The sequence below is a fragment of the Arthrobacter sp. 2MCAF14 genome, from assembly GCF_052115645.1.
Taxonomy (GTDB): Bacteria; Actinomycetota; Actinomycetes; order Actinomycetales; family Micrococcaceae; genus Arthrobacter.
This window is the reverse complement of the sequence record NZ_JBFRHB010000034.1, coordinates 15365-31152: the sequence shown is the minus strand read 5'-3', so window position 1 is coordinate 31152 and position 15788 is coordinate 15365. Positions and strand designations below refer to the sequence as shown.

Annotated in this window: 15 protein-coding genes; all 15 read right to left on the bottom strand. The window is 64.9% G+C overall.

What is annotated here, in order from left to right; genetic code table 11:
• Positions 1-77 precede the first annotated feature (77 nt).
• Positions 78-962, bottom strand: coding sequence for an orotidine-5'-phosphate decarboxylase (gene pyrF / locus AB4074_RS19740; protein WP_441414905.1), 885 nt, complete (start codon positions 960-962; stop codon positions 78-80).
• The gene (gene carB, locus AB4074_RS19735) at positions 955-4275 is read right to left on the bottom strand and encodes a carbamoyl-phosphate synthase large subunit (RefSeq protein ID WP_441414904.1); all 3321 of its coding nucleotides are present in this window, start codon (positions 4273-4275) and stop codon (positions 955-957) included. The genes pyrF and carB overlap by 8 nt, the downstream gene beginning before the upstream one ends.
• The gene (carA, locus tag AB4074_RS19730) at positions 4275-5564 is read right to left on the bottom strand and encodes a glutamine-hydrolyzing carbamoyl-phosphate synthase small subunit (RefSeq protein ID WP_441414903.1); all 1290 of its coding nucleotides are present in this window, start codon (positions 5562-5564) and stop codon (positions 4275-4277) included. Before carA ends, carB begins: the two co-directional genes overlap by 1 nt.
• Complete coding sequence (locus AB4074_RS19725; RefSeq protein WP_441414902.1) at positions 5545-6066, bottom strand: PH-like domain-containing protein; 522 nt, start codon at positions 6064-6066, stop codon at positions 5545-5547. The genes carA and AB4074_RS19725 overlap by 20 nt, the downstream gene beginning before the upstream one ends.
• Positions 6066-7412 (bottom strand): dihydroorotase, encoded by a 1347-nt coding sequence (locus AB4074_RS19720; RefSeq protein WP_441414901.1) that lies wholly within the window; start codon positions 7410-7412, stop codon positions 6066-6068. Before AB4074_RS19720 ends, AB4074_RS19725 begins: the two co-directional genes overlap by 1 nt.
• On the bottom strand, positions 7412-8425 hold the full coding sequence (locus AB4074_RS19715) for an aspartate carbamoyltransferase catalytic subunit (RefSeq protein WP_441414900.1): 1014 nt from the start codon (positions 8423-8425) through the stop codon (positions 7412-7414). The genes AB4074_RS19720 and AB4074_RS19715 overlap by 1 nt, the downstream gene beginning before the upstream one ends.
• On the bottom strand, positions 8422-9003 hold the full coding sequence (gene pyrR / locus AB4074_RS19710; protein ID WP_441414899.1) for a bifunctional pyr operon transcriptional regulator/uracil phosphoribosyltransferase PyrR: 582 nt from the start codon (positions 9001-9003) through the stop codon (positions 8422-8424). Before pyrR ends, AB4074_RS19715 begins: the two co-directional genes overlap by 4 nt.
• A 257-nt stretch (positions 9004-9260) precedes the next feature.
• Positions 9261-9671, bottom strand: coding sequence for a transcription antitermination factor NusB (gene nusB, locus AB4074_RS19705; RefSeq protein ID WP_236810722.1), 411 nt, complete (start codon positions 9669-9671; stop codon positions 9261-9263).
• Positions 9671-10234 (bottom strand): elongation factor P, encoded by a 564-nt coding sequence (gene efp / locus AB4074_RS19700; RefSeq protein ID WP_441414898.1) that lies wholly within the window; start codon positions 10232-10234, stop codon positions 9671-9673. Before efp ends, nusB begins: the two co-directional genes overlap by 1 nt.
• Positions 10235-10390: 156 nt before the next feature.
• Positions 10391-10912 (bottom strand): tetratricopeptide repeat protein, encoded by a 522-nt coding sequence (locus AB4074_RS19695; protein WP_441414897.1) that lies wholly within the window; start codon positions 10910-10912, stop codon positions 10391-10393.
• Positions 10909-12000, bottom strand: coding sequence for a 3-dehydroquinate synthase (gene aroB, locus AB4074_RS19690; RefSeq protein WP_437770086.1), 1092 nt, complete (start codon positions 11998-12000; stop codon positions 10909-10911). The genes AB4074_RS19695 and aroB overlap by 4 nt, the downstream gene beginning before the upstream one ends.
• Positions 11997-12506, bottom strand: coding sequence for a shikimate kinase (locus AB4074_RS19685; protein ID WP_441414918.1), 510 nt, complete (start codon positions 12504-12506; stop codon positions 11997-11999). The genes aroB and AB4074_RS19685 overlap by 4 nt, the downstream gene beginning before the upstream one ends.
• Before the next feature lie 56 nt (positions 12507-12562).
• Positions 12563-13762, bottom strand: coding sequence for a chorismate synthase (aroC, locus tag AB4074_RS19680; RefSeq protein WP_441414896.1), 1200 nt, complete (start codon positions 13760-13762; stop codon positions 12563-12565).
• A gap of 29 nt (positions 13763-13791) precedes the next feature.
• Complete coding sequence (locus AB4074_RS19675) at positions 13792-14697, bottom strand: shikimate dehydrogenase (protein WP_441414895.1); 906 nt, start codon at positions 14695-14697, stop codon at positions 13792-13794.
• Positions 14694-15788, bottom strand: coding sequence for an endolytic transglycosylase MltG (gene mltG / locus AB4074_RS19670; RefSeq protein ID WP_441414894.1), 1095 nt, complete (start codon positions 15786-15788; stop codon positions 14694-14696). The genes AB4074_RS19675 and mltG overlap by 4 nt, the downstream gene beginning before the upstream one ends.

Sequence of the window (15788 nt, the reverse complement as noted above, 5' to 3'; positions counted from 1 at the left end):
GTAGCGGATTGGACTGATCCCGAAGCTATCGCGTGGTCAGTGCGGAGCGCAATGCATTGGACCCACGAAGATCAGGCTCAGGCTTTCAGCAAGCCGTCGCGGGTGGCCTCAGTGGCGGAACGCAGTCCGGCAATCGTTGGACCAGCCGCGAGGATTCCGCGGCTCGAGGTCGCCAGGACCGCCGGGTATGCCGCGCCGAAAGTGGCACGCAGATCCGCCGGCGTGGCTCCTTGCGCGCCCAGCCCGGGCGCCAGGATGGGCCCGTGAACGGCGTCGAGGTCCAGTCCAAGTTCCACCAGCGCCCCGCCGATCGTGGCACCCACCACGAGACCGACCGATCCCATGGCGCCCGCATAGCGGCGGTTTTCCTCGGCCGCGGCCTCGGCGATCCGCCGGGCCACCGATTGCGAACCCCCAACGTGCTGCACGGACTTGCCCTCCGGGTTGGAGGTCAGGGCGAGCACAAAAACACCCCGGCCGGACTCGGCCGCGAGGTCGAGAGCCGGTCGCAGCGACTCGAAGCCAAGGTACGGGCTCAGCGTGACCGAGTCTGCTGCCAAGGCGGAGCCATCCCGTAGCCAGGCGTCGGCGTACGCAGCCATCGTGGAGCCGATGTCTCCGCGTTTGGCGTCGGCGATACTCAACACTTCGGCATCGGATGCGGCCGCAAGGGTCCGTTCCAAGACCGCCATGCCTGCTGAGCCGTGACGCTCATAGAGCGCCACCTGCGGCTTGACCGCGGCAGCGAGCTTCGCCACGGCCTCCACGACAGTGAGCGAAAAGCGCTCCAGGCCAGCGACGTCGTCGTTCAATCCCCAGTCCGCCAAGAGCCCCGGGTGGGGGTCAATGCCGACGCACAAGGGGCCGCGGGCGGCCATCGCTGCAGCCAGGCGGGAACCGAACGGCTGTCGGGGCCCCGAGCTAAGAACAGGCTGCTGCCCGGCTGCGGCAGACTCAGGCATTGACGGCCTCGGCTGCCGCGGCCTGGGAAGCTGACAGCGCAGCGGCGTGCTCCTGCAGGCTCGTCACCGACCACTCGTAAGTGCGCAGCGCCTCGATGGCCTGCACGGCGGCGTTGAACTCCGCAACCGTGGTGATGCAGGGAATGCCTATGGACGTAGCGGCCGCACGGAGTTCGTAGCCGTCGCTGCGGGCTTCGCCGCCGGAAGGCGTGTTGAAGACCATGTCGATCTCGCCGGCGATGATAAGGTCCGCGATGGTGCCTTCGCCTTCGGCGCTGCTGCCTTCGGCAACCTTGCGGACCGGGGTGGCCTGGATGCCGTTGCGGCGCAGGACATCCGCGGTACCGCCCGTGGAGACGATCTCGAAACCGAGATCGGACAGGCGCTTGACGCCCATGATCACCGAACGCTTGTCGCGGTTGGCGACAGAAACGAAGATCTTGCCTTCGGTGGGCAGGGCGTTGTTGGCCGCGGCCTGGCTCTTGGCGAAAGCGGTATCGAAGTGCTTGTCGATGCCCATGACTTCGCCGGTGGAGCGCATCTCAGGGCCGAGCAGCGAGTCCACTACCTTGCCTTCCGGTGTCCGGAAGCGGCTGAACGGCAGCACGGCTTCCTTCACCGCGACGGGAGCGTCGAGCGGCAGGGTTGAACCGTCGCCCGTTTCCGGCAGCATCTTGTAGGCGCTGCGGAGCTGGTTGATGGTGACGCCCGTACCGATGAGGGCCGCGGCCTTGGCCATTTGCACGCCCGTTGCCTTGGAGACGAACGGAACCGTGCGGGAAGCGCGCGGGTTGGCCTCCAGCACGTAGAGCACGTCGGAAGCCAGAGCGAACTGGATGTTGATCAGGCCTCGGACGCCTACGCCTTCAGCGATGGCCCGGGTGGCCGTGCGGACGCGTTCGATCACGTTGCTGCCGAGGGTGATCGGCGGCAGGACGCAAGCGGAGTCACCGGAGTGGATGCCGGCTTCCTCGATGTGCTCCATGATGCCGCCGAGGTACATGTCCGTGCCGTCGAAGAGCGCGTCGACGTCGATCTCGACGGCGTCCTCGAGGAAGCGGTCGATCAGCACCGGGTGGTCCGGGGTGATTTCCGTGGCGTTGGCGATGTAGCGCGAGAGGTTGGCTTCGTCGTAGACGATTTCCATGCCGCGGCCGCCAAGCACATAGGACGGACGGACGAGGACCGGGTAGCCGATTTCGTCGGCGATCTTCTTAGCGTCTTCGAAGGACACGGCGGTGCCGTTCTTCGGGGCGATCAGTCCAGCCTGGTCGAGCACGCGGGAGAACATGCCGCGGTGCTCGGCGAGGTCGATCGCTTCCGGCGAGGTGCCAAGGATCGGCACGCCGGCGTCTGCCAGCTGCTGTGCGAGTTTGAGCGGGGTCTGGCCGCCGAGCTGCACGAACACGCCCATGACGCCGCCCGTGCGTTCCTCTGCCGCGATGACTTCGAGGACGTCCTCGAGTGTCAACGGTTCGAAGTAGAGGCGCGTGGAGACGTCGTAATCCGTGGAGACGGTTTCGGGGTTGCAGTTGACCATGACGGTTTCGTAGCCGGCCTTGCGCAACGCCATGGAGGCGTGGACGCAGGAGTAGTCGAACTCGATGCCCTGGCCGATGCGGTTGGGGCCGGAACCCAGGATGATGACGGACGGCTTGGAGTGCAAGCCGACCTCGTCCTCTTCGTCATATGACGAGTAGTGGTATGGGGTGTACGCGGCGAATTCGGCGGCGCAGGTGTCCACCGTCTTGTAGACCGGACGGATGCCCAGGGCCTGCCGCACGCCGCGGACAACGGCCTCCGGGTTGTGGGTCAACGAGCCGATCTGTTCATCCGAGAAGCCGTGGCGCTTGGCGTTGCGGAGCATGTCTTCCGTCAGGGCGCCGGCCTTGCGGATCTCGTGGGACATCTCGTTGAGCAGCTGCAGCTGGTCCAGGAACCACGGATCGATCTTGGTGGCGGCGTAGAGCTCCTCAAGCGAAGCTCCGCCGAGCAGGGCGCGCTGGACCTGGTGGAGGCGGTCCGTCGTCGGGCGCTTGGACTTCTCGATGAGCTCCGGAACTTCCCATTCGGGCACATGGCTGAAGTCCAGCTGCGAGCCCTTCTGCTCGAGGGAGCGAAGGGCCTTCTGCAAGGCCTCCGTGAAGTTGCGGCCCATGGCCATGGCTTCACCCACGGACTTCATGGTGGTGGTCAGCGTGTTGTCCGCTGCGGGGAACTTCTCGAACGCGAAGCGGGGAACCTTGACGACGACGTAGTCGAGCGTCGGCTCGAACGAAGCCGGCGTTTTCTGCGTGATGTCGTTGGGGATCTCGTCCAGGGTGTAGCCCAGGGAGAGCTTGGTGGCGATCTTCGCGATCGCGAAGCCGGTGGCCTTGGAGGCCAGCGCAGAGGAACGCGAAACACGCGGGTTCATTTCGATGACGACGACGCGTCCCGTGTCCGGTTCGATGGCGAACTGAATGTTGCAGCCACCGGTGTCGACGCCGACTTCGCGGATGACGGCGATGGAGATATCGCGCAGCCGCTGGTACTCGCGGTCAGTCAGGGTCAGGGCCGGTGCAACGGTGATGGAGTCGCCCGTGTGGACACCTACCGGATCGAAGTTCTCGATGGAGCAGACAACAACGACGTTGTCGTTCTTGTCGCGCATCATCTCCAGCTCGTACTCTTTCCAGCCGAGGATGCTCTCTTCCAGCAGGACCTCGGAGGTGGGGCTGTACTGCAGGCCCTGGCCTACGATGCGGCGCAGGTCGTCCTCGTTGTACGCCAGGCCGGAGCCCAGGCCGCCCATGGTGAAGGACGGACGGACAACCATCGGGTAGCCGAGGTCTTCGGCCGCGGTCAGTGCTTCGTCCATGGTGTGGATGATGTGGCTGCGGGCCGACTCGGCGCCGCAGCGTTCCACGACGCCCTTGAACTTTTCGCGGTCCTCGCCGAGTTCGATCGCGGCAATGTTGGCACCGATCAGTTCGACGTTGTACTTCTCAAGCACGCCGTTCTTGTCCAGGGCGATGGCCGTGTTGAGGGCCGTCTGTCCACCGAGGGTGGGCAGGATGGCATCCGGGCGCTCCTTGGCGATGATCTTTTCGACGACCTCGGGCGTGATGGGCTCCACGTAGGTGGCATCGGCGAACTCGGGGTCCGTCATGATGGTGGCCGGGTTGGAGTTGACGAGGATGACGCGCAGGCCCTCCTCTTTGAGCACCCGCAAGGCCTGGGTTCCGGAGTAGTCGAATTCGGCCGCCTGGCCGATGACGATCGGGCCGGAACCGATAACGAGGACGCTCTTGAGATCTGTACGCTTTGGCATTACTTGGTGTCCTCGTTCTTCGCGGAGTTCGATGTCTGAGTGTCGGCGGCCTGTGCGGCGTCCTGGCCGTTCTTCGTGCTCTCCATCAGGTCGATGAAGCGGTCGAAGAGGTAGGCGGCGTCGTGCGGTCCGGCCGCGGCTTCGGGGTGGTACTGGACCGAGAAGGCCGGGATGTCGAGACACGCGAGTCCTTCGACGACGTCGTCGTTGAGGCTCACGTGGCTGACCTCCACGCGGCCAAAGCGCTCTTCCGGAGCCATGGTGGCGCCGTCCATGGGAGCGTCGACGGCGAAGCCGTGGTTCTGCGAGGTGATCTCGACTTTGCCCGTGCGACGGTCCATCACCGGCTGGTTGATGCCGCGGTGGCCGTACTTGAGCTTGTAGGTACCGAATCCGAGGGCCCGGCCCAGGATCTGGTTGCCGAAGCAGATTCCGAAGTACGGCATCTTCTCATCGAGAACAGCGCGGAGCAGCTTCACCTGCGCGTCTGCGGTGGCAGGGTCGCCTGGGCCGTTGGACATGAAGAAACCGTCAGGGTTGACTGCCTTGACGTCTTCCAGCGTTGCGGTGGCCGGCAAGACGTGGACGCGTACGCCGCGTTCGGCGAAGCGGACCGGGGTCATCGCCTTGATACCTAGGTCGATCGCGGCGATGCTGAATTTCGGCTCGCCGTCCCAGCCATGGTCGGCGGGTTCGACGACGTATGCTTCGTCGATGCTCACTTCTTCGGCCAGGCGGGCACCTTCCATGGGCGCGCTGGCGAGGACAGTGTCCAGGAGCTCCTTGTCGGTGGCCTTGGCTGCCTCGCCGGAGAAGATTCCTGCACGCATGGTCTTGTGCTCGCGCAGGTGCCGGGTGATGGCGCGGGTGTCCACGGCCTGGATGCCGACGATGCCCTGTTCAACGAGCTCCGCGTCGAGACTGCGCTCCGAGCGCCAGTTCGAGGGGCGTCGCGCAGCGTCGCGGACCACGTAGCCGGCGACCCAGATGCGGCGGGACTCGGCGTCTTCCTTGTTCACGCCGGTGTTACCGATGTGCGGAGCCGTCTGGACCACCAGCTGCCGGGCATACGAGGGGTCCGTGATGGTTTCCTGGTAGCCGGTCATGCCGGTGGCGAAGACCGCCTCGCCCAGCGCGACGCCTGTGGCGCCGTAGCTCCGGCCGCGGAACGTGCGGCCGTCTTCGAGGACCAGCACCGCCGCGGAGGACTCTGCTGGGTTGGTATTGCCTGTCACTGTGCCTGCTACTGCATTGCTATCCGTCACTTTGTTACTTTCCACTATCGGCATCTGCCTGGGGGGCTGCAGAGATCAATTCTTGAAGTGCTTCGAGGAGCGGTTGCTTGTCGGCGGCGTGCCTTGTCCTGAATCCGGTGTCGAGCTCGTGTTCTCCGAGCATCCAGCTCAAGACTACGAGTCCGTCCTTCTCTACGAACTTGCCTGCCATGCCGTCGGCGCTGCCGCAGTCGGTCACGGCTTCCGCCGGAACAAACAATGGCGCGCTCCCCTTCCGGTCGAAGAGGACGCCTTCCCGGTGGACGCTCATTTCCGCGTTCCCGCGGAAACCAAGTCCATGAACGGCGACCCGGTCAAGCCAGTCTCCAGCCGTCGTCGTGGCCACGTACTGGCCTTCAGCCACAATGCCGGCCGGGCTGAGCCTTTCGGGCACTTCCGGAAGCTGCGCGAGGCCGGCCTGGCGTTTGAGCCTGCCGCGCCAACCTATCGCAATGAGTCCGGCCGCGACCGCGGCAAGAACCACAACGAGGAGCAAGGAAGCAAGTTTGTTGTCCATCAGTTGCTGCCGGCGCCCGCGGGCTCCGCGGCGTAGCGGTACGGCGTGTTGAGCTTGCCGTCCAGTACGGTCGGGTGGCCCTTGAAGAAGGTGGCGACGACAGCCCCAGGCAGGTCTTTGCCCGCAAAGGGTGAGTTCCGGCCCATGGTCGCCATCTTATGCGGATCCACCGTCCACCGGGCAGCCGGGTCCACGAGGATGACGTTCGCGGGCTCACCGGCTTCGAGCGGCCGTCCCTGATCCGCCACGCGGCCGATGGCAGCGGGAACGGTGGAGGTGACGCGGGCGAAGTCGGCCCACGTCATGAGCCCGGTTTCGATCATGGTTTCCTGGACTACCGACAAGGCAGTTTCCAGGCCCGTCATGCCCATGGCCGCCTGGGCCCACTCGCATTCCTTGTGCTCGCTCGGATGCGGGGCATGGTCCGTGCCAACGACGTCGATGGTGCCGTCGGCGAGTCCGGCACGGAGCGCCTGGACATCGGCGTCGGTGCGCAGTGGCGGGTTGACTTTGTAGACGGGGTCGTAGCTGCGGACCAGTTCGTCGGTGAGCAACAAATGGTGCGGGGTGACCTCGGCGGTGACGTTGATCCCCCGTTCCTTGGCCCAGCGGACGATTTCCACCGATCCGGCGGTGGATACGTGGCAGACGTGCAGGCGGGAGCCGACGTGCTGGGCCAGGAGGACGTCCCGGGCGATGATGCTCTCCTCGGCAACCGCAGGCCACCCGGCGAGGCCGAGAACCGCGGAGACGGCGCCTTCGTTCATCTGGGCACCCGCGGTGAGGCGGGGTTCCTGCGCGTGCTGGGCAACCACGCCGTCGAACGCTTTGACGTACTCGAGGGCCCGGCGCATCAGGACGGGATCGTGGACGCAGATTCCGTCGTCGGAGAAGACCCGGACCTGGGCGCGGGAGTCTGCCATGGCGCCGAGTTCGGCGAGCTGCTCGCCGGCGAGTCCGACCGTGACGGCACCCACGGGACGGACATCCACCCAACCGGCGGCACGGCCCAGGCTGTGGACCTGCTCGACGACGCCGGCGGTGTCCGCCACCGGGTTGCTGTTGGCCATGGCGTGGACCGCGGTGTAACCGCCAAGGGCTGCGGCGCGGGTACCCGTTTCAACGGTTTCCGCGTCTTCGCGGCCCGGTTCACGCAAGTGGGTGTGGATGTCGACCATGCCGGGAAGTGCCACGAGGCCGGCGGCCTCGATCACGGTGGCACCTTCGGCGGAAAGGCCGATGCCGCGCTCAGCGATGATTCCGTCGCGGATCAGCAGGTCCTCGGCGTCTCCACCCAGGATGGCCGCGCCGCGGATCAAATAGGTGCCTGTTGCGGTCTCGGTCATCAGTTGCTCTCCTTATCGGAACGGGCGGTGCCCGGCATGGGGGCGGCTTCACGGGAATCCCCCGAGAGCAGCAGGTACAGGGCAGCCATCCGGACCGACACGCCGTTCCGGACCTGGGCCAGGACGGTGGAACGCGGTGAATCGGCAGCGGCGGAAGAAATTTCAAGTCCGCGGTTCATGGGCCCGGGGTGCATGATGATCGTGTCCTTGAGCCCGAGTTCGTCGAGGGCGCGGAGGCGGGCATCGTCGAAGCCCCAGCGCCGCGAATACTCGCGGGTGGAGGGGAAGAAGGAAGCGTTCATGCGCTCACCTTGGACGCGCAGCATCATCATGGCGTCCACTCCGGCTTCGAGGGTCTCGTCGAGGTTGTAGCTGACCTTGCAAGGCCACTGTTCGACGCCGATCGGCAGCAAAGTGGGCGGGGCCACGAGCGTCACTTCCGCGCCAAGGGTGCGCAGGAGCCACACGTTGGAACGGGCGACGCGGGAGTGCAGGACGTCGCCGGCGATGGCGACGCGCATGCCCGTGAGGTCTGCGCCCGTGGACGCCGAGCCGTGCAGCTTGGACCAGTGTCGGCGCATCGTGAACGCGTCGAGGAGAGCCTGGGTGGGGTGTTCATGCGTGCCGTCCCCGGCGTTGATGACGGCCGCGTCGATCCAGTCGGTGGCTGCAAGGCGGTGCGGGGCCCCGGAAGCCCAGTGGCGGATGACTACCGCATCGGCCCCCATGGCTGCGAGGGTCTGCGCGGTGTCCTTGAGGGACTCGCCTTTCGACACCGAGGAACCCTTGGCGGCGAAGTTGATCACGTCGGCGGAGAGCCGCTTAGCAGCTGCTTCGAAGGAAATGCGTGTGCGGGTGGAGTCCTCGAAGAAGAGGTTGACCACGGTGCGGCCGCGCAGGGCTGGCAGCTTCTTGACCTCCCGGTCCCCTACCGCCGCCATCTCTTCGGCGGTGTCCAGGATCCGGATGGCGTTCGCTGCGCTGAGGTTCTCGGTGGAGAGCAGGTGTTTCATGCGCCTGCCTCGATCACTACTTCATTGATCGGCTGACCCTCCACGGAATCGAATTCTTCAAGGTGGACCCGGACCTTTTCCGAGGAGGACGTAGGCAGGTTCTTGCCGACGTGGTCCGCGCGGATCGGCAGTTCGCGGTGCCCGCGGTCCACGAGGACGGCCAGGCGGACGATGCGTGGCCTGCCGAGGTCGATGATCGCGTCGAGGGCTGCCCGGATTGTGCGTCCCGAGTACAGGACGTCATCGATGAGGACAACAACCTTGTTGTCGATTCCGGACATCGGCAGTTTGGTGGGGTAAGGGGGCCTGGCGGGCTGGTGGGAAAGATCGTCACGGAACATGGTGACGTCCAGCTGGCCGACGATTGCCGAGGCGTTGACGGTTGGATCCGCGGCGGCGATCTTGTCTGCAAGCCGCACCGCCAGCGGAAAACCGCGGCGTGGGATGCCCAAAAGAACCAGATCCTGGGAACCCTTGTTGGCTTCGAGGATCTCGTGGGCGATACGAGTGAGCGCACGGTCGATGTCCGCGTGGTTGAGAACAACCCGGGACGGCACCGGCGCAGTGACTTCAGTCATCGCTCGTCTCCCCTTTCCCCGCCTCACGGGACGGAATTAAAAAAGGAACATTTGCTCTTCAAAATTACCACAGGGGGCGACACCCGGCTGGCGCGCTCCGGAGCAAGGCGATGCGTTTTAGCTCACAGTCGCGCAGGCGATGTTCGGCTGCGCAGGGTCTCTTGAGGTCAGCCCAACTGACTGGCAGTAGATGTCGTTATGAAGGCTCATAACGACCTTAAGTGCCAGTCAGTTGGGCTGATGCCCCCCAATATCGCCTAAGCGAGAAGGGAAGGCTTTAGCGTCTGCAACCGTCCGAGGAGACCGTTGATGAACGCGGGAGATTCGTCGGTGGACATAACCTTGGCCAGTGCCACCGCTTCGCTGACGGCCACGCCGTCCGGGACGTCGTCGTTGTAGAGGAGTTCCCAGGCGCCGATCCGGAGGATGATACGGTCGACCGCCGGCATCCGCTCCAGGGTCCAGCCCTGGGCGTAGGTCTGGAGGAACTCGTCGATGGTGGGCTGCATGGCAACCACGCCCTCCACGATGTCCATCGTGTACGGGTTGATGACGAGGTCGGTCATTTCCCGGCGGGCCTTCAAGACCTCGAACGCGGAGGCGGAACGCTGCTCCGCCTCGAACAGTATCTCGAGGGCCCTGCTACGGGCTTTACCACGGGCGCTCACTAGTCGTTGACCCGGCCCAGGTAGCTGCCGTCGCGAGTGTCTACCTTGACCTTGGTGTTGTTCTCAACGAACAGGGGCACCTGGATCTCGTAACCGGTCTCAAGGGTAGCTGGCTTGGTTCCAGCGGAGGAGCGGTCGCCCTGCAGGCCCGGCTCGGTGTAGGTGATTTCGAGGACAACGCTCGGGGGCAGCTCGATGTAGAGCGGGGTGCCTTCGTGGATGGCAATGTTGACCATCTGGTTTTCCAGCATGAAGTTGGTGGCGTCGCCTACTGTGGCACCGGAAACCGTGATCTGGTCGAAGTCCTGGGTGTCCATGAAAACGAAGTCCGTACCGTCCTGGTACAGGTACTGGTAGTCGCGGCGGTCAACCGTGGCAGTTTCGATCTTGAGGCCGGCGTTGAAGGTCTTGTCGACCACCTTGCCCGACATGACGTTGCGCATCTTCGTGCGCACGAACGCGCCGCCCTTGCCCGGCTTGACGTGCTGGAACTCAATGATGTTCCAGAGCTGGCCCTCGAGCTTCAGCACGGTTCCGTTCTTGATGTCATTTGTGGTTGCCACTAGTATCCTCTGGTTTCTCTCACTGGTTCTAGCTACGCCTTCTGGCTCCAGCCGACTATGCCAAGCAGGCATGCCGTGACGGCAGCCAGCGCGTATTTATCAAAAATCCAAAGTCCATTCTACCGGCAAAATGCGGCGCGCCTGCCCGCGCGTTCCTCAGGAGGCGAACTCGAGGACGTTCCGGGCGCGTTGCAGGGCCACAGCAGAGGAATAGATCAGCGAAGCGTCGGCTGCCAAGGCGACGCGCAGGTCCAAGGCCTTGGTGAACGACTCCGCCGCGGCGACGTGGTTGCCGGCGACAAAATAGGCCCGGCCCAAATACTGGTGGACGACCGGCTCCTTGACGGTTCCGTGGACTTCGCCCAGGAGCCGGCGGAAGAGCTCCACGGCCCGGTCAAAGCGGTTGGTGGCACGGTGCAGTTCGGCTTCGAAGATCCGCAATTTGAACGACTCGGGATCGTTGTAGCGCGCCTCGGCCAACAACTCGGCGGCTTCTGCCGGGTGGCCTTCGAGCATGAGCGCCATGATGCGGTCGGCGGGATCGTTGGACTCGGCCAGCGCCGACTGCATGGCTTCCTCGTTGACGATGGCCGGCAGGAGCGTGTCGGGGTTGGTGCGCACCCCGGGGAATCCGCCCGTGGGCCAATCACTGATGCTGCTGAAGGTCTCGGTGGTCATGATGCGATCTCCTGGTAGGCAGCGAAGAGCAGCGAAGTGTCCGGCACGTCGAGGATTCCGGGCTTCGCGACGCCGTCGAGCACCACGAAACGCAAGAGGTCTCCGCGGGACTTCTTGTCGCGGCGCATGCCGTCGAGGAGGCCCTGCCAGCGGTCCCGGCGGTAGGTGACCGGCAACCCGAGTCCCTCAAGGATGGTGCGGTGCCTGTCGGCGTCGACGTCGGAAAGCCGCCCGACGCTGCGGGCGAGCTCCGCGGCAAACATCATGCCGACCGAAACCGCTGCGCCGTGCCGCCACGAGTAGCGTTCCACGAGTTCGATCGCGTGGCCGAGCGTGTGCCCGTAGTTGAGGATTTCACGCAGGCCGGATTCCTTGAGGTCCTCGGAAACCACCTTCGCTTTGACGGCAATGGCACGTTCAATGAGCTCGCGGAGCACCGCCGAACCTGGATCGGTGACTTCCTCCGGCTTGTTTTCGACGAGTTCCAGGATGGCGGGATCGGCAATGAAGCCGCATTTGATGACCTCTGCCATTCCGGAGATCAGCTCATTCTTGGGCAGCGTCTGGAGGGTGTCCAGGTCCGCGAGGACAGCCGCGGGCGGGTGGAAGGAACCCACCAGGTTCTTGCCTTCTGCGGTATTGATGCCGGTCTTTCCGCCCACCGACGCGTCCACCATGCCGAGGAGGCTCGTGGGCATGTGGATGACCTTGACGCCGCGAAGCCAGGTGGCAGCGACGAAGCCGGCGAGGTCGGTGACCGCGCCGCCGCCGACCGCCACGATGGCGTCGGAGCGGGTGAAGTCGTTCTGGCCAAGCACTTGCCAGCAGAAGGCGGCAACCTGGATGTGCTTGCCTTCTTCGGCGTCAGGGATCTCGGCGGTGAGGGCGGTGAATCCGGCAGCCTCGAGTTCAGCACGGACCGTATCGCCCGTAAGTCGCAGGGCACGTGGGTGGACGACGAGGACCCGCCTGACGCGTTCCCCCAGCTTCGCGGGAAGGGTCTCCAGGAGGCCGCGCCCGACGACGACGTCGTAGTTCTCGTTGGCGGACTGGCCAGTGACCTTGATGACAGTTGCTTCGTTACTCACTTTTGCACTTCCTCTTTCAAGGCCGCGTATTCACGCAGTCTTTCCTCCACGTGGAGGGCGATTTCCGCCACGGTCCCGGACCGGACGTCGACGGTGATGTCTGCAAGGCGTTCATAGACAGGACGCCGGGCGGCAAAAAGGGTCTCCCAGCGGGCCATGGCGTCGCCGGCCAGCAGCGGCCTGCCCGTGTTGCGGGCAATGCGCTCAGCGACTGTCTCCGCATCGCACTCGAGGTAGATCACGGTGCAGGCACCCAGCAGCTGCTGCGTGCCGGAATCGAGCACTGCGCCACCACCCAGCGAAACCACCGCGCCGTTGATGTCCGCAGCTTCAACGGCGCGTGCCACCGTCCTGGCCTCGATCTCCCGGAAAGCATGTTCTCCCCGACCAGCAAAAATATCCGCGATCGTGCCGTGGTGCTCAACGATGACTGCGTCCGTGTCCACGAACGGCACGCCCAATTGCTGGGCGAGCTGCTGGCCAATGACCGACTTGCCGACGGCCATCGGCCCGACCAAAGCGATCGCGGGCCCGTAACCGGCGCCCGGGGTACCGCGGCCCACTAGTGGCCGACCGAGTCCAGGGTTGCCGGGATGCTGTCCAGGTAACCCCGAAGGTTCCGCGCGGTCTCGGCGACCGAGTCACCGCCGAACTTCTCGGCAACGGCCTCGGCCAACACCAGTGCAACCATGGCTTCGGCCACGACACCCGCCGCCGGAACGGCACAGACGTCGGAGCGCTGGTGGTGCGCCTTGGCGGCCTCACCCGTGCTCACGTCAATGGTCTTCAATGCGCGCGGGACGGTGGCGATGGGCTTCATCGCGGCGCGGACGCGCAGCACTTCGCCAATGCTCATGCCACCTTCGATGCCACCTGCACGGTTGGTCTTGCGGACGATCCGGCCGGTCTCGTCCTTGACGATTTCATCGTGCGCGGCGGAGCCACGGCGGGCGGCGGTCAGGAAACCATCGCCGACTTCGACGCCCTTGATCGCCTGGATACCCATCAGGGCAGCAGCCAGGCGGGAATCGAGGCGACGGTCCCAGTGCACGTAGCTACCGAGTCCCGGCGGCAGGCCGTAGGCCAGAACTTCGACGACGCCGCCGAGGGTCTCGCCTTCCTTGTGTGCTGCGTCAACCTCGGCCACCATGGCGTCCGAGGTCTCCCGATCGAAGCAACGCAAAGGATCGGCATCGAGGGCCAGAACGTCGGACGGCAGGGGCAGCGGACGGCCCTCGGGCACGGTCACGCTCGCGATGGAAACCGTGTGGCTCACGAGCTCGATGCCAAGCTGTTTCAGGAATTGCGAAGCCACCGTACCCAAAGCGACACGCGTGGCGGTTTCCCGGGCGCTGGCGCGTTCCAGTACAGGGCGGGCCTCAGGGAATCCGTACTTCTGCATGCCGGTGAAATCTGCGTGGCCGGGCCGCGGACGGGTCAAGGGCGCGTTGCGGGCCTGGTCCGCGAGAAGCGCGGGATCCACCGGGTCGGCAGACATGATCTGCTCCCACTTGGGCCATTCGGTGTTGCCGATCTGGATCGCGACCGGGCCGCCCTGCGTCACGCCGTGCCTGACGCCGCCAAGGATGCTCACTTCGTCCTGCTCGAACTTCATCCGGGCGCCGCGGCCATAGCCGAGACGGCGACGCGCCAAGGCGTCGCGTATTTCCCCGCTGGTGAGTTCCACACCGGCGGGGACGCCTTCAACAATTCCGAGCAGTGCCGGGCCATGGGATTCACCGGCGGTCAACCAACGCAACATATATCCAATCCTGCCATGTAAGGCCCTTACTAGACCCGTCGGGGAAGCCCGACTGAGTCGCACATCACATCTATGACATCGGCGGTGACGTCCGCTCCGGAAAACAAACGGATTTGCTCCACGGCTTGATAGAGCAACATCTCGAGCCCCGGAACCACTACTCCGCCCCGCGAATGCCATGCTTCGGCAATGCGGCTGGGCCAAGGATCGTAGGCGACGTCGAGCAGGACACCCCAGACATCGTCGGGAAGCTTGACATCGTCGGGAAGCTTGTCATCGTCGGGAAGCTTGCCGCCGTCGGGAAGCTGCTCGAGCTGCGCCGCGATGCCGTCCGCCGCCCGCGGCGGAAGCGTGGAGATCACCAGATCGGCTCCCGCCATGCCTCCAGCGGCTTCAGCCAGCGGCCGGAGGTGAATGGAAAGCCCGACGGCGGCTGCCGCGGCTTTCGCCTCGGCGGCGCGTCCGACGTCGCGCACAAAGACGTCAACGTGTTTCGAGCCGAGCTCCCGCAGTGCCGCGATAGCCGCCGCGGATGTTCCGCCGCCGCCAAGAACCGCGGAATTCGGCTGTTCCGTCACCCCTGCGTTCCTCACGGCTTCAACGATCCCGGCCACATCGGTGTTGTGGCCGACCCGCCGCACGCCGTGCCCGGTGTCTTCAAAAGCAACCGTGTTGATGACACCCAAGTACGCGCCGGCCCCGCGGACTTCGTCGACTTCGTCCACCATGGCGGTTTTGAGGGGCATGGTGACGGACAAACCGCACCAATCGTCGCCAGCCTCAAGGTCCGCCATGAAGGCCGGGAGCCGCTCAACGGTTACATCGATTGCCGAGTATTCGATGTCGAGCCCAAGCTTCGCGTAGGCCGCGCGGTGGAGCGCTGGTGACTTCGAGTGGCTGATGGGGTGCCCCAGGACGGCAGCACGTCTACTCACACGCACCGTCCGGCGTTGGCCGCACACCACGCGTTGTATTGGTCAACGTACTTGAGGTGTTCCGCCAGCGTGCTGGAGAACTTGGTTTCCTTGGTGTCGAGGTTGATTGTTACCCAGTAGAGGTAGTTGTTGGCCGTCGGCTTCGCGGCCGCATCGATCGCCGTCTTGCCGGGTGAACCGATGGGGCCGACCGGAAGGCCTACGTTGGCGTAGGTGTTGTAGGGATTGCTCTTGTCAGCCTTCTGGGCATCGGTCAGGTGGAAGGTCTTGGTACCCAGGCCGTAGGTAACCGTGGCATCGGATTGGATGAGCCCGTTCGTCTCGGTGTTGCCGGGCTTGAGCCTGTTGTAGATGGCGCCGGCCACGTTGCCGTAGTCGGCCTGGCCACCTTCAGCCTGCACGATGCTTGCCACCGTGATGGCCTGGTACTGCTTGGCGGGATCCGTGACCCCCTGGGCCTTGAGCTCGTCGGTGGTGGCCGTGACGAGCTTCTGGAGGATGTCCTTGGCGGAGGTTCCAAGGGGGAACCGGTACTCCCCCGGTGCCAGGAAGCCTTCGAGGTTCTTTGCCGGGGCAGGGACGCCGAACTGGGCCGGTGAGTCGCTGAGCGCCTTCAATTCGGACAAAGGTATGCCGGAACCCTTGGAGATCGCGTCAAGGGATTCACCGATGCGCAATCCTGCACTCAAAGCGAAATACATGACCTTGGACGAATCCTTGCCGAGGAGCACATTCACCGCATCGGAGTTCTTCATTTCCGTCTTGAAGGTGAAATCACCGGGTGAGAGTTCACCACCGGCGGCAGTGAAGGCCGCCACGAAGGAATCGGCGTCGGCAATGACGTGCTGGCTCTGAAGGTTGGTGGCAACCAGCTTGGGGCCGGAGCCGGGGGCCACAGTGACAGTGACCGAGCCGGTACCAGGGCCGGGGTAGTCGCTGACCTTGTCCATCCCGAGCAACGGCTTCAGGAACTGTGCCCCAATTGCAACCGCGGCGACGAACACCGTGAGGGTGATGAGGAGCGCCACAAAACGGCGGCGCCTGCGGACCTTCTTCGAGGGGACCTTTGGCGCGGGAGTCGCAGCTGCCAT

Excerpts from the sequence above, each read along its gene's own strand:
- AB4074_RS19685 (WP_441414918.1), bottom strand. The coding sequence starts at position 12,506 with ATGGCCGTCGGCAAGTCGGTCATTGGCCAGCAGCTCGCCCAGCAATTG.
- AB4074_RS19720 (WP_441414901.1), bottom strand. The coding sequence starts at position 7,412 with ATGACCGAGACCGCAACAGGCACCTATTTGATCCGCGGCGCGGCCATC.
- pyrR (WP_441414899.1), bottom strand. The coding sequence starts at position 9,003 with ATGACTGAAGTCACTGCGCCGGTGCCGTCCCGGGTTGTTCTCAACCAC.
- AB4074_RS19725 (WP_441414902.1), bottom strand. The coding sequence starts at position 6,066 with ATGGACAACAAACTTGCTTCCTTGCTCCTCGTTGTGGTTCTTGCCGCG.
- AB4074_RS19695 (WP_441414897.1), bottom strand. The coding sequence starts at position 10,912 with ATGACCACCGAGACCTTCAGCAGCATCAGTGATTGGCCCACGGGCGGA.
- mltG (WP_441414894.1), bottom strand. The coding sequence starts at position 15,788 with ATGGCAGCTGCGACTCCCGCGCCAAAGGTCCCCTCGAAGAAGGTCCGC.
- carA (WP_441414903.1), bottom strand. The coding sequence starts at position 5,564 with ATGCCGATAGTGGAAAGTAACAAAGTGACGGATAGCAATGCAGTAGCA.
- pyrF (WP_441414905.1), bottom strand. The coding sequence starts at position 962 with ATGCCTGAGTCTGCCGCAGCCGGGCAGCAGCCTGTTCTTAGCTCGGGG.
- AB4074_RS19715 (WP_441414900.1), bottom strand. The coding sequence starts at position 8,425 with ATGAAACACCTGCTCTCCACCGAGAACCTCAGCGCAGCGAACGCCATC.
- aroC (WP_441414896.1), bottom strand. The coding sequence starts at position 13,762 with ATGTTGCGTTGGTTGACCGCCGGTGAATCCCATGGCCCGGCACTGCTC.
- carB (WP_441414904.1), bottom strand. The coding sequence starts at position 4,275 with ATGCCAAAGCGTACAGATCTCAAGAGCGTCCTCGTTATCGGTTCCGGC.